11 protein-coding genes are annotated in these 13017 nt (G+C 63.0%); 4 read left to right on the top strand and 7 right to left on the bottom strand.

The features are described 5' to 3' along the window. The first annotated feature begins 127 nt into the window (after window positions 1-127). Window positions 128-868 (top strand): TetR/AcrR family transcriptional regulator, encoded by a 741-nt coding sequence (locus JYK05_RS15445; protein WP_206469317.1) that lies wholly within the window; start codon window positions 128-130, stop codon window positions 866-868. On the opposite strand, the gene JYK05_RS15440 is transcribed toward JYK05_RS15445, so the two are convergent. Beyond that, a complete protein-coding gene (locus JYK05_RS15440; protein ID WP_206469315.1) occupies window positions 861-1754 on the bottom strand; it encodes a ferritin-like domain-containing protein in 894 nt (297 codons plus the stop codon). The genes JYK05_RS15445 and JYK05_RS15440 overlap by 8 nt on opposite strands. Window positions 1755-1841: 87 nt before the next feature. Continuing rightward, window positions 1842-3287 carry an MFS transporter gene (locus JYK05_RS15435; RefSeq protein ID WP_206469314.1) on the bottom strand — a complete coding sequence of 482 codons (1446 nt, stop codon included), beginning with the start codon at window positions 3285-3287 and terminating at the stop codon, window positions 1842-1844. A gap of 350 nt (window positions 3288-3637) precedes the next feature. On the opposite strand from JYK05_RS15435, the gene JYK05_RS15430 reads away from it, so the two are divergent. Further along, window positions 3638-4429 (top strand): ABC transporter substrate-binding protein, encoded by a 792-nt coding sequence (locus JYK05_RS15430; RefSeq protein WP_206469313.1) that lies wholly within the window; start codon window positions 3638-3640, stop codon window positions 4427-4429. 240 nt (window positions 4430-4669) lie between these two features. Next, window positions 4670-5785: a succinylglutamate desuccinylase/aspartoacylase family protein gene (locus JYK05_RS15425; protein ID WP_206469312.1), complete on the top strand. Its 1116-nt coding sequence runs from the start codon at window positions 4670-4672 to the stop codon at window positions 5783-5785. A 14-nt stretch (window positions 5786-5799) separates the two neighbouring features. On the opposite strand, the gene JYK05_RS15420 is transcribed toward JYK05_RS15425, so the two are convergent. Then, window positions 5800-6168, bottom strand: a complete 369-nt coding sequence (locus tag JYK05_RS15420; RefSeq protein ID WP_206469311.1) for a nuclear transport factor 2 family protein — start codon at window positions 6166-6168, stop codon at window positions 5800-5802. A gap of 260 nt (window positions 6169-6428) precedes the next feature. Between JYK05_RS15420 and JYK05_RS15415 the strand changes: the two genes are divergently transcribed. Further along, on the top strand, window positions 6429-7622 hold the full coding sequence (locus JYK05_RS15415) for a porin (protein ID WP_206469310.1): 1194 nt from the start codon (window positions 6429-6431) through the stop codon (window positions 7620-7622). Window positions 7623-7677: 55 nt separating this feature from the next. Here the strand turns inward: JYK05_RS15415 and JYK05_RS15410 are convergent, their stop codons facing one another. From JYK05_RS15410 to JYK05_RS15395, 4 genes are all read right to left on the bottom strand, one after another. Then, window positions 7678-9318, bottom strand: a complete 1641-nt coding sequence (locus JYK05_RS15410; protein ID WP_175941119.1) for a bifunctional aspartate transaminase/aspartate 4-decarboxylase — start codon at window positions 9316-9318, stop codon at window positions 7678-7680. 65 nt (window positions 9319-9383) lie between these two features. Further along, the gene (aspT, locus tag JYK05_RS15405) at window positions 9384-11075 is read right to left on the bottom strand and encodes an aspartate-alanine antiporter (protein ID WP_206469309.1); all 1692 of its coding nucleotides are present in this window, start codon (window positions 11073-11075) and stop codon (window positions 9384-9386) included. A gap of 348 nt (window positions 11076-11423) precedes the next feature. After that, on the bottom strand, window positions 11424-12485 hold the full coding sequence (locus JYK05_RS15400; RefSeq protein ID WP_175941115.1) for an alkene reductase: 1062 nt from the start codon (window positions 12483-12485) through the stop codon (window positions 11424-11426). Window positions 12486-12546: 61 nt separating this feature from the next. After that, window positions 12547-12840, bottom strand: a complete 294-nt coding sequence (locus tag JYK05_RS15395) for a helix-turn-helix transcriptional regulator (RefSeq protein WP_175941112.1) — start codon at window positions 12838-12840, stop codon at window positions 12547-12549. Between the last annotated feature and the right edge of the window lie 177 nt (window positions 12841-13017).

Here is a 13017-nt window from a genome sequence, read left to right as displayed (position 1 = left end):
CGAATTTGAGTTTCGCTCACAACGGGCATCAAGCCGAATGGTGGCTTATTTCACGCTCAAATCGGGTAGCCGTCAATAGGGTTTTGAGCTACGCTCACATTTGTTCCCGACACTCTTCGGCACGATCATGTCCACGCAATCCACCGGAACCGGCCGCCGCACGCCTGCCGGCGTCAAATCGCAGCAACGCGTGCGCGACATCCTGCAAGCAGGCCGCGATGTCTTCGCGGAAAAAGGCTACGACGCGGCAACCACGGCGGAAATCGCGCAGCGCGCGGGCATTTCGGAGGCGACCGTCTTTAGCTACTTCAGCGGCAAGCGGGCGCTGTGCGCGCGCGTGATCGCGGACTGGTACGACGAGATCATCGACGCGTTCGAGAGCGGGCTGCCGCGCGAGGGCTCGATCCGGCAACAGTTCGCGTTCATCGTGCGGACGCATTTGCGGCTGATGCTCGTCAACGGCACCGGCTTATGTTCGCTGGTGCTGTCGGAAGGCCGCACGAAACAGCACGATCTGTCGGATACGCTGACTGAATTGCAGCGCCGCTACACCGCGCCGTTGATGGACGTGCTCGCGCGCGGGCAAGCGCTCGGGCACGTACGCGCGGACGTGTCGCTGCGTCTCTTGCGCTCGCTCGTTTTCGGGCCGATGGAGCATGTGCTGTGGGACGCGACGCTGGCGAAGCGCCGCCTGAGTCAGGCTCAGATCGAGACGACGGCGGATGAACTGGTGGACGTGTTGTGGGCCGCGCTGCAACCGCCGGATGCGCAGCTCGCGGCGCTGGCACGGTTCAGGCAGGACGTGGAGGATGCGTCGCGGCGGTATGAGGAGCGGGCCAAAGTACCCGGAGCGAGCTCGGCTACTTGACAAACCGCCGCGCCAGCCGCGCGAGCATCGGCACCGTGGTCGGCCGCAGCAGCCGCGCGTCGTAGCCCGCCATGCGGCGCTCGTTCTCGACGAGACACAGATCGATCAACGCGCCCACCGACACGTTCCCGGCCACCGAATCCCCGACATTTGCCGGGAAATTCGCGTCCTGCGCCGCGCCGCTCTTGTCGAAACCCCGCGCGAGCGAAATGCGATCGCGGATCAGCGAAAGCCACACGCCCGCGGTCTTCAGCAGGAAGCCGGGCTTGCGATACCACGGCAAGCTGCGCCGATACCACGCCACCCAGTTCGCAAAGAACAGAATGTGCCGCGCCTCTTCCTGAATCACCGGCTCGAACGTCTCGACGAGCGCTTCCGGAAAATAGCCGGACTGGCGCGCCGCCTCGAAAAGACCGAAGGCGAAGAAACTGTCGATGCACTCGCTGTAGCCCGTGAGCATCCACGCGCGCAGGGCGTCGTCGGGCGCGGGATACGGCGGCTCGGGCGCGAGTTCGATGCCGTACGCCTCGACGAGCTTCGACAGCACGAGCTTGTGCCGCGCCTCCTCGCCGCCGTTCATGCAGAGCGCTTCGTTGAGCAGCGGGTCGGACACGCTCGCCGCATACGTCGCCACGCGAATCGACGCGCGGCCTTCGGTCTGCACCGCGATATCCCAGATGGGCAGCGACGTGACGCGCCTGAGCGCCGCCGGGTCCAGCTTCGGCCACTCGATGACGGCAGGCTTATAAGGGTTGTGCGTCGTCAGCAGCATCTCGCAGAACATGCGCTTGTGCAGCTCGGAACCGATCCGAATCCGGCCTTCGGATCGATAGATCCAGTTGCGCATCGCATGATCTGCTTCGACTGGGGTGAGCGTGTCGGACATATTCGAATTGTTGGCTTTAACAAGGAACGTTCTGCGGATTCTGGCATACAGAACGCCCACACGCAGCAATCGGCACGCCGTCGCCTCTCAATGCGAGATCTTCTCGAGCGCCATGTCGCGCGTTCGCGGCCCCATCAGCCCGATCGCCGCCATCACGATCAGCATGGCACCCGCGATGAACACGAACACGCCCGTCGTGCCGAAACCCTTCAGCACGCCCGCGATGATGAACGACGTGAAGATCGCGGAAAATCGGCTCCACGAATAGACAAAGCCGACCGCGCGCGCCCGGATGCTCGTCGGAAAAAGCTCGGCCTGATAAGCGTGAAAGCTGTACGACATGATGTTCGAGGACAGCGTGAGTCCGACGCCCATCGCAATCAAAAACGCGGCATTCGACGACTGACTGAATATCAGCCCGCACACGATATTGGCCGCCGCCATCGCGACGATGGCCGTCTTGCGCTCGATCTTGTCGGCAATCGCGAGGCCGATCATCGGGCCGATCGGCGCGGCGATCGCGATGATGCTCGAATACATCAGGCTCGACGTCACCGTGATGCCCTGCTTGATGAGCAGCGTCGGCACCCAGTTCGCGAAACCGTAGAAGCCGACGGTCTGAAACACGTTGAAGATGATCATCATCGTCGCGCGCTTGCCATAGGGCGCGCGCCACATGCCGGCGAACGAGCCGCCTTTCGCGCGCTCGGCGTCCAGAACCGGCTCCGGCTCGGCGGGCGGCGGCAGCGGCTTGCCGTATTCGCGCTGCACCTGCGCTTCGAGCGCGGACATCACGCGGTCGGCTTCGTCGAGCCGCCCCTTCTGCGCGAGCCAGCGCGGGCTCTCGGGCAAGCGGCGGCGAATCCACCAGACGAAAAGCGCGCCATGCGCGCCGATCACGACGACCCAGCGCCAGCCGTCGATGTGAAACGGCGCGCGCGGCACGAGCAGATACGCGAGGAACGCGACCACCGGCACCGCCATGAAGCCCACCGCCTGCTCGCACGCGAACGCGCGGCCGCGAATGTGCTTCGGCGCGAGTTCGGAGATATACGTGCCGATGGTCACGAGTTCCACGCCGATGCCCACGCCCGCCATGAAGCGCCAGAAGTTGAGGCCCGTCGCGGTCTCCTGAAACGCCATCACGACGTTGGCTGCCGTGTACCACAGCAGCGAATACGTGAACACCGCGCGACGCCCGAAGCGGTCGGCGAGCCAGCCGCACGCGACCGTGCCGATAAAGAGCCCCGCGAACAGCGACGCGATGAAGCTCGCCACGCCCGTCATGCCGAAGAAGCCGTTCGTAGTGGGCGTCAGAATGCCGCTTCGCACGAGACCCGGCGCGACATAGCCCGAATACAGCAAGTCGTAAAGCTCGAAGAAGAAGCCGAGACTCAGCAGCACGACGAGCGTCCATACCGTGCGCGTGGCGGGCAGCCGGTCGAGGCGCGCGGAAATCATGCCGGCGGACAGCGCGGGCGGCGCGGCATCGGCGGATGCGCGGCTGGAAGTCGCCGCGGGTGAGGTGGGCATCGGTGTCGTCTCCTGATTCATGTCGGGCTGTTATCTGGCGATGCGCGGCGTTCGACTTCGAGGCGCGCAAAGCGAAGGCCGCATCTTAACCGGATGGATCATCCTCGCGGCGCGGCGGGTTCGGGGACGGCCGGCGCGCTCGAAAGCGGATGCCGAAAGGAGGAAAAGCTCTATTCGGGGTTTCACTAGGTTCCGAACTATTTTGGCTTGGTAACCTTCTGCCGATTCTGCACGGACACGATCCGCGGAATGCGCGCCTTCCGGCCTGTTTCAGGCGACCGCCCGCCTCGCCGGACGGCACCGGAACGAGACCTTCCGGGCCGAACTGACCACCTTCTGGAGTTAAAACAGTGAAGAAACTGCTTGCCGCCTTGTCGATGTCCCTTCTCGCCGTCACGTCGTTCACCGCCGTCACGGCCCATGCCAAGGACTATTCGACGATCCGCTTCGGCGTCGACGCAAGCTATCCCCCGTTCGAATCGAAGGGTTCGGATGGCAAGCTGGTCGGTTTCGACATCGATCTCGGCAATGAAATCTGCGCGCGCCTGAAGGCCAAGTGCGTGTGGGTGGAGAACGATTTCGACGGCATGATCCCCGCGCTGAAGGCGAAGAAGTTCGACGGCGTGCTGTCGTCGATGTCCATGACGCCGCAACGCGCCGAGCAGATCGCTTTCTCCAGCAAACTCTTCAATACGCCGACGCGCCTCGTCGCGAAGAAAGGCAGCGGCATTCTGCCGACGGCTGAGAGCCTGAAGGGCAAGAATGTGGGCGTCGAGCAGGGCACGATTCAGGAAACCTACGCCAAGACGTACTGGGCGCCGAAGGGCGTGACCGTCACGCCGTACCAGAACCAGGACCAGGTCTACGCCGACCTGACCTCGGGCCGTCTGGACGCCGCGCTGCAAGACGCAGTGCAGGCCGACATCGGCTTTCTGAAGACGCCCCGCGGCGCGGGCTACGATTTCGCGGGCAAGGATATCGTCGACGAGAAGATTCTCGGCAATGGCGCCGGTATCGGTCTGCGCAAGGAAGACACCGACCTGAAGACGAAGATCGACAAGGCGATCGCCGACATCATCAAGGACGGCACGTACAAGAAGATCGAGAAGAAGTACTTCGACTTCGACGTGTACGGCGGCTAATTCTCCGGAAGCAGCCAAAGAACGAACGGGCTCCGCGGAGCCCGTTTTTTATTGCGCGCCGTTCGGCCCGTGCCGACAAGCCGGCCGCCCGCCGCGCCGATTTCGGCTAAGATCGAACGTCTGAGGCGGCGCCGGCGGACGGAGACACCGCGGCGCCCCACTCGCCCCGCATCGGAGCGCCTCAGCCCGTCCAGCAACCATCGAGGCAAGACCTCGCGCACTCGCGTGCGCGCGAACACTATGCAGACCAGAACTCACCAGCTCATCTCGCCGACGCTCGGCACCTCACGCAGCATCGCCAGTTTCCATTACGGTCCGGGTGACGGACAGAAGATCTACATTCAGTCGTCGCTGCACGCGGACGAACTCCCGGGCATGCTGGTCGCGTGGAAGCTGCGCCGCCAGCTCGCCGCTTTCGAAGCCGCCGGCAAGCTGCGCGGCGAAGTGGTGATCGTGCCGGTGCCGAATCCCATCGGCCTCAATCAATTCCTGCACGGCAATCTGCTCGGCCGGTTCGATACCAACAGCGGTCACAACTTCAACCGCAATTTCCACGATCTCGCCGCGCTGATCGCGCCGCGCATCGAAGCGCGCCTGACCAACGACGCGGATGCGAACCGCCTCGCCGTGCGCGCCGCGATGAAAGAGGCGCTCGACGAACAGACGCCGCGCACCGAGCTCGAATCGCAACGCCTGGCGCTGCAAAAGCTGTCCTACGACGCGGACGTCGTGCTCGACCTGCACTGCGACCTTGACGCCGCGCTGCATCTGTACACGAACCCGGACATCTGGGAAGAAGTGGAATCGCTCGCGCGTTATCTGGACTCGAAGGCATCGCTGCTCGCGCTGAATTCGGTCGGCAATCCGTTCGACGAGATTCACAGCTTCTGCTGGTCGGATCTGCGCGCGCGTTACGGCGACCGCTTCCCGATTCCGAACGGCGGCATCTCCGTGACGGTGGAATTGCGCAGCCAGCATGACGTGTCGCACGAACTCGCGGACAAGGACGCGCAGGCAATCGTCAACTACCTGATTCACCGCGGCGTGATCGATGCGCCGCAAGCGCCGCTGCCCGCGCTCGCGTTCCCCGCGACGCCGCTCGCAGGCGCGGAGCCGATTGTCGCGCCCGTGTCGGGCGTGCTCGTGTTTCGCGCGCAAGTGGGCGCGTTCATCGACGCGGGCGAAGCGATCGCCGATATCGTCGATCCGCTGACCGACACGGTGACCACGGTCAAGTGCAGCACGTCGGGCGTCATGTACGCGCGGCATATCACGCGCTTCGCGACGGCGGGTCTCGAAGTCGCGCGCATCGCGGGCGCGAAGGCGTATCGCACGGGCTCGCTGCTGTCGGCCTAATCGTTCTTTAGTTTCTAGAAAGCCATGAGACCGCATTGCGCCGCGACCACGCGCCAGGCGCCTGCGGTCTCGCCCCAAGTCCGCGTATAGCGCAGGCTGCCCGTGAACGGGGCGCCGCCGAACGTGCCGGATATCGTCACGCGCGTCACCGTAATCGCAAACGCGCCGTACACGCGGATGCTTTGCTCCTCGATCCTCAGCGTGTCGATGCGCTGCATGCCATAGCGATGCCCGTTCAGGTCGTCGGCCTTCGTCCAGACCTTGCCGGTTGCGTCGACGAAGCTCAGGTCGTCGGCGAGAAGCGCATCGAGCGCTTTCACGTCCGAGGCGATCATCGCCTGCCTCAGCCGTTCCTCCAGTTCGCGGATTCCCTGTTCGTCCATGTCTATGCGCTCGCGGTGATGACCCGCCCAGCATAGCGCGGCCACGCGTGCGCGCGTTGGCACACCCGAGCGCGATGCGCCAGCCCCGTTGCACGGGCGAGACACGCGAGGTCGAGGTAAACCCTGTCACATTTCTTTCTTCAGTCATCGCTAAATTTGCGCCCGTCGCCGCCACGCGCCGGACAGAGCGCGACGCGCCGCCGACAGGCGCTGCCCTTGCAGCGCGACCACACACCGCGAACCAACTCACGGAGCACGTTTTGAAGAAGAATCTTTTGGCTATTGCCGCCCTCGCCGCTTTCGCCACCCTCGCCACGTCCGCTCATGCACAGAGCAGCGTGACGCTGTACGGCATCATCGACGCCGGCATCAGCTATGTGAACAACAGTTCGACCAGCACGACGCGCGCCGGCAAGTCGCTCGTGAAGTACGACGACGGCGTGGCTCAGGCCAGCCGTTGGGGCATGCGTGGCGCCGAAGACCTGGGCGGCGGCCTCAAGGCGATCTTCACGTTGGAGAACGGCTTCAACAGCGGCACGGGCACGCTTGGTCAGGGCGGCGCGGAATTCGGCCGTCAGGCTTATGTGGGTATCTCGAAGAACGACGTCGGCTCGCTGACGTTCGGTCGTCAATACAGCTTCAGCACCGACTATCTCGGCTCCGCGTATTCCATCGGCGGCCAGACCGTCGCCGGCAACTACGGGTACCACATGAACGACTTCGACCAGTTGACGTCGAGCCGGATCAACAACGCGGTCAAGTTCTCGAGCGCGAACTTCTACGGCTTCACGTTCGGCGCGTTGTATGGCTTCTCGAACACGGCGGGCGCGTTCGCGGGCACGCCCAACACGACCGTCGGCACCACGACCACTCAGGGCTCCTCGCGCGCCTACAGCTTCGGCCTGAACTACAAGGCCGGTCCGCTCGGCATCGGCGCGGCGTACACGGACATTCACTATCCGACGGCTGCGACGCCTGCATTCAGCTCGACGATCGCCAACATCAACACCACCGGCACGACCAACAACGCGAAGGACCTGCGCTCGTTCGGCGTCGGCGCGACTTACGCGTTCGGCGCGGCGACCGTCTTCGGCCTGTGGACGAACACGCGCTTCGAGCCGATCGTCGGTTCGAGCTCGCGTATCAATGCGTTCGATATCGGCGGCAAGTACGCCATTACGCCCGTGATGACGGCGGGTCTCGGCTACACCTACATGGACCTGTACGACAACCTGAAGGGCCACTGGCACCAGATCGACGCGAGCTTCGACTATGCGTTGAGCAAGCGCACCGACGTGTACCTGCTCGCCATCTATCAGAAAGCCTCGGGTTCGAACAACGGCGTGGAGAATCAGGCGTCGATCGGTTCCTCGTCGTCGAGCTACTTCGGCACGTCGGGCGCGGGCGAGAACAATCAACTGGCGTTCCGCATCGCCATGCGCCACAAGTTCTAAGCGTCGCGCCAGATGGCTTGGACAATCGGGCCGCCTTGCGCGGCCCGATTGTCTTCTACTTGCCTTTCTTGCCGTTCTGCGCCTGATATTGCGCGACGTGCTCATCGAGCATCTTGCGAATCGCGCGGCCAATCTGCATGTAGTCGCTTTCGTTGAGATTGGCGAGCGACACGCGTCCCGAAGGATGCTGCGTGCCGAAGCCGCGCCCCGGCAACAGCACGACGCGCGCTTCCTGCGCGAGCCTGAAGAGCAGCTCTGTCGGCTTCGTGTTCTTCATGACCCAGTCGACATAGTCGCGGCCATACATGCGCTCGCCGAGGTATTCCATATCCAGAATGGTGTAGTAATCGACGAGATTCTTGTCGTCGTCTTCCAGCGGAATACCGATCTCGCGATAGAGCGCCTGCTTGCGATTGCGAATGAGCCGCTTGAGCGCGTTCTTGTACGCGTCGGGCGTGTCCATCAGCGAGAAGAGCGAGAACAGCACCATCTGCACTTGTTGCGGCGTAGACAGCCCCGCCGTGTGATTCAGCGCCACGGTACGGCTATCGGCCACCAGCCGGTCGATGAACTTGAGCTTGTCCGGCTCCGTCGTGATGGATTCGTAACGCTCGTGCAAGATCGCCTTCTGCTCTTTCGGCAACGCGGCGAGTTGTTCATCGAAGATATTCTCGCGGTGCGTGGCGATGGTCCCGAGCCGCCAGCCCGTCGCGCCGAAGTACTTCGAATACGAGTACACGAGAATCGTATTCTTTGGACACAGTGCGAAGAGCGACACGAAGTCGTCGGCGAAGGTGCCATACACGTCGTCGGTCAGAAGAATGAGATCGGGCCGCTCTTTCACGATCTCCGCGATATACCTCAGGCTCTCGTCGTCCATCTTCACGGAAGGCGGATTGCTCGGATTGACGAGGAAGAACGCCTTGATCTTCGGATCGCGCAGCTTGTCCAGTTCCTCTTTCGAATATTGCCAGCCTTGCGCGACGTCCGCATTGAGATTCACGACTTCGAGCTTGTAGTCGTTGAGTTTCGGAATCTCGATGTACGGCGTGAAAATCGGCATGCCGAGCGCAATGGTGTCCCCTTGCTTGATGAGGAAGTTCTCGCGCATCGTGTTGAAGATGTACGTCATCGCGGCGGTGCCGCCCTCGACCGCGAAGATGTCGAAGTCGCCGACGAACGGATGCTTGCCGATCATCTCGCGCCGCAGATATTGCCCGACGATGACCTCCGACAACTTGAGCATGCGGTCCGGAACCGGATAGTTCGAAGCGAGAATGCCTTCGCACATCTCATAGAGGAAGTCGCCTGCGTTCAGGCCGAGCTGATCTCGCACATACGACACCGCGCCCGTCAGGAACGCGATACCCGGCGTGCCCTTGTTCTCGCGCGCAAAGATTTCGAAGCGTTCTTCGAGACCTTCATGCTTCGGAAAACCGCCGATGCCTTCGGGCATGTACGCGAAGGAACGCTCCGATTCGCGCATCGCGAAGAGACCGAGTTGCCAGAAGCCGTGGCGCGGAATGGTCGCGAGGAAATTCGGATTGCCGCGGCCCGCGTTGAGCATCGCGACGTTCGCGGGACGCTCCACCACGCCGCCGCCCGCTGCCTTGATGAGTTCGTCCTTGAGTTCGAACGGGCTGAGCGAGGCCATCGCTGCACGATCGTCGGAACCGGACTTCGAGGACTTTGACATCCAACACCCCCAGTAAAAGAGCAATCAGGTACAGGAAAAAACGATGAGACACGCAGCGTCCGCGTTCACGTCATCAGCATCACCATGACCATCCCCCAGATGGTGAGCAGCGTATTGCCGACCGCATACGTGACCGTGTAGCCCAGGCCCGGCACCTGGCTCTTGGCCGCATCGCAGATCATGCCGAGCGCGGCCGTCGTCGTGCGCGCGCCCGCGCAGATGCCGAGCAGAATCGCCGGATGGAACTTGAAGACGTACTTCGCGATATACATGCCGATGATGAGCGGCACCGACGACGCGAAAATGCCCCATAGAAACAGGCTCACGCCGAGCTTTTGCAGGCCCGCGACGAAGCCGGGGCCCGCCGATATGCCGACGACCGCGATGAATACATTCAGTCCTACTGAATTCATGAACCAGATGGTCGGCGACGGAATGCGCCCGAACGTCGGATGGATCGCGCGCAGCCAGCCGAAGATGATGCCCGCGATCAGCGCGCCGCCCGCCGTCGAGAGTGTGATAGGCACCGCGCCGAAGCGGATCACGATTGCGCCGATGAGCGCGCCGAGCGTGATGGCGAGACCGACGAACGCCATGTCAGCCATGTCGCTCGGGCGGTCGATGACGCCTACTGCGTTCGCCACCGCAGTCGTATCCTGCGTGCGTCCGACGAGCGTCACGGTGTCGCCGCGATACAGCTTGGTGCTCGGCAGCACGGGAATCAGCGTCTCCGTCGCGCCGCGCTTGATGCGCCGGATGAACACGCCGCGCGCGCCCGGCGTTTGCCCGAGTTCGGCGAGCGTGCGCCCTTCGACGTTCTTGCTGGTGATATAGACGTCGACGCCTTCAACCGGCACCGCGAGCAGTTCGGCGTCATCCACTTCGGTCGCCGTGCCGCCGAGCAAATCGACAAGATGCTCGCGCCGCCCGACGACCGCGACCACATCGCCCGGCTGAAGCACATCGTCGAGCTTCGCTTCCTGAATCTTGCCCTCGCGCCGGATGCGTTCGATGAAAAGGCGCGCGCCGGCGGGCCGCAGCGCCTCCAGCTGGCTCACGCTCATGCCGGCTGCGCGGCCCTGATCAGCGACGCGATACGCGCGCAGCGAGAACTGGTGCCATCCGCTGCCCGGCCCGCCGAGTTCGGCCGTTCCGCCGAGCTGTTGCTCGTACTCTTTGCACGCGGCAACGAGATCGATGTTGAGCAGCTTCGGCCCGAGCATCGCGAGAATGATCGCCGAGCCGATGGTGCCGTAGATGTACGTGACGGCGTACGCGGTCGGCATCGCGTCGAGCAATGCCTTGGTCTCGGTGGCGGGCAGGCCCAGGCGATTAATCGCGTCCGTGGCGAGGCCCATCGACGCCGAGATGGTCTGCGATCCCGCGAAGAGTCCGGCCGCCGATCCGACGTCATAGCCCGCGATCTTCGCCGCTGCATACGGCGCCGCGAGACAGAGCACGCACTGGATGACGGAGAAAAGCGCCTGCGGCAAGCCGTCTTTTGCGATGCCGCGCACGAATTGCGGGCCGACGCCATAGCCGACCGCGAACAGAAACATCAGAAAGAAGACGGCCTTTACATTCGACGAAATGGTGATGCCGAGTTGCCCGATGGCGATGGCGGCGAGCAGCGTCGCGGTCACCGCACCGAGGCTGAATCCTTTGAACGACTTTCCGCCGACCCAGTACCCGACGCCGAGCGAGAGAAAGATGGCAATCTCCGGGTAACTGCGCAGCGTTTGCGTAAGCCACGACATATGCGCTCCTTTGCGGGACGAACCCGCGACCGTTAGATGCCCGACGGGCACGGGAGAAACGTAAGGAATGAGCGGTGTCTTCAATCGTTCATGAGAGGAATCGCGGCATGCACCTGGTTGGTGTCGTTCCGGCGCGGGTGCGCGTGGTTGAGAACGGCCGGCAGAGAGTCAAACGCACCAATACACTATTTTCGCGGTGCGGTTGAGGGCGAAAGCGATAATTTCGCAGTGCGTTTGAAGCGATCAGATCGTTGCACTGTGCATGGCAGCGCATGTAACCGATGTTTGGGCGAAAAAAAACAGCGGCCGAAGCCGCTGTTCTCGAAACATGCTCGAAGCGTGCGTTGCTTATTCCGCCGTCTCCAGCAATGGGTAATCCGTGTAGCCCTTCGGACCCGGCGCGTAGAACGTCGTGGTATCCGGCTGGTTCAGCGGCGCGTCGATTTCGAAGCGGCGCACGAGGTCCGCGTTCGCGATGAACGGCTTGCCCCACGCCACGGCGTCGGCATCGCCACGCTCGATGATGGCTTCCGCGCTTTGCTTGGTGAAGCCTTCGTTGGCGATATACACGCCGCCGAATGCCTTCTTCAGTTGCGGTCCGAGGCTGTCCGGGCCTTCTGCCTCGCGCGCCGCGATGAACGCGATCTTGCGCTTGCCGAGCTCACGCGCCACATAGCCGAAGGTGGCTGCGCGGTCGCTGTCGCCCATGGTATGCGAATCGGCGCGCGGCGCGAGATGCACGCCCACGCGATCCGCGCCCCACACGGCGATGCACTCGTCGACCACTTCGAGCATCAGGCGCGCGCGGTTTTCGATCGGGCCGCCGTATTCGTCGGTGCGCTTGTTGGTGCTGTCCTGCAGGAACTGGTCGAGCAGATAACCGTTCGCGCCGTGCACTTCCACGCCGTCGAAGCCCGCGCGCTTCGCGTTCTCCGCGCCCTTGCGATAAGCCGCGACCACGCCCGCGATTTCATCCAGTTCCAGCGCGCGCGGCGTGACGTAGGGACGCTGCGGACGCACGAGACTCACGTGTCCGCTCGCTGCGATCGCGCTCGGCGCAACCGGCAGTTCGCCGTTCAGGAAGATCGGGTCCGAAATACGGCCCACGTGCCACAGTTGCAGGAAGATTTTGCCGCCTGCTTCGTGCACGGCGCGCGTCACGAGCTTCCAGCCTTCCACTTGCTCGTCCGACCAGATGCCCGGCGTATCGGCATAACCGACGCCCTGCGGCGTGACGGAGGTCGCTTCGCTGAGAATGAGACCGGCCGATGCGCGATCGGCGTAGTACTGCGCCATCATTGCGTTCGGCACGCGTTCGACGCCTGCGCGCTGGCGCGTGAGCGGCGCCATGATGATGCGGTTCTTGAGCGTGATTGCGCCTACCTGAAGCGGATCGAAAAGAGTCGGCATAACGATAAGAAATCCTAAGTTAATTGAAATGATGCTGTCACCTGGAAGCGCATCCGGACGCTCAAAGATTCTCGATGGAATCGCGAAACGCCTGAATGACCGCTTCGTCGCGCTTGAAGAACACCCACTGCCCTACGCGCTTGGTGGTGACGAGCCCGGCTTTATGCAAAGTGGCAAGGTGCGCGGAAACGGTGGACTGCGACATGCCGCAGCGCCCATCGATCTGACCCGCGCAGACGCCATGCGACAGCGGCAGTTCCTGATCAGGGAAATGTCGCTCCGGCTCCTTCAGCCATTCGAGAATCTCGCGGCGAAGGGGGTTGGCGAGGGCCTTATGAATTGCGTCGATGTCCATTTCGTTGCTCGTGCGTCTGACGGCCGACACATGCGGCAGTGAGCACGCACGTTTCGAATCGTCTTGAGGCGAATTATATATCGTTATTTTCCGATATGCAAGTACGCGCGTCAGTCGCGTCCAAAGCGGGTAATAGAGCACACGAGTACACAGTCACGACCATCGTTTCAAAAAGGG

Origin of the sequence: Caballeronia sp. M1242, from assembly GCF_017220215.1 — a bacterium.
Classification (GTDB): Bacteria; Pseudomonadota; Gammaproteobacteria; order Burkholderiales; family Burkholderiaceae; genus Caballeronia.
Note: the sequence above shows the minus strand (reverse complement) of the source record. Positions and strands in the feature narration are given on the sequence as shown.

What these genes read in the sequence shown, in the direction of transcription:
- aspT (WP_206469309.1), bottom strand. Translation starts at nt 11,075, where the DNA reads ATGTCGTGGCTTACGCAAACGCTGCGCAGTTACCCGGAGATTGCCATC.
- JYK05_RS15395 (WP_175941112.1), bottom strand. Translation starts at nt 12,840, where the DNA reads ATGGACATCGACGCAATTCATAAGGCCCTCGCCAACCCCCTTCGCCGC.
- JYK05_RS15435 (WP_206469314.1), bottom strand. Translation starts at nt 3,287, where the DNA reads ATGCCCACCTCACCCGCGGCGACTTCCAGCCGCGCATCCGCCGATGCC.
- JYK05_RS15425 (WP_206469312.1), top strand. Translation starts at nt 4,670, where the DNA reads ATGCAGACCAGAACTCACCAGCTCATCTCGCCGACGCTCGGCACCTCA.
- JYK05_RS15410 (WP_175941119.1), bottom strand. Translation starts at nt 9,318, where the DNA reads ATGTCAAAGTCCTCGAAGTCCGGTTCCGACGATCGTGCAGCGATGGCC.
- JYK05_RS15420 (WP_206469311.1), bottom strand. Translation starts at nt 6,168, where the DNA reads ATGGACGAACAGGGAATCCGCGAACTGGAGGAACGGCTGAGGCAGGCG.
- JYK05_RS15400 (WP_175941115.1), bottom strand. Translation starts at nt 12,485, where the DNA reads ATGCCGACTCTTTTCGATCCGCTTCAGGTAGGCGCAATCACGCTCAAG.
- JYK05_RS15445 (WP_206469317.1), top strand. Translation starts at nt 128, where the DNA reads ATGTCCACGCAATCCACCGGAACCGGCCGCCGCACGCCTGCCGGCGTC.
- JYK05_RS15440 (WP_206469315.1), bottom strand. Translation starts at nt 1,754, where the DNA reads ATGTCCGACACGCTCACCCCAGTCGAAGCAGATCATGCGATGCGCAAC.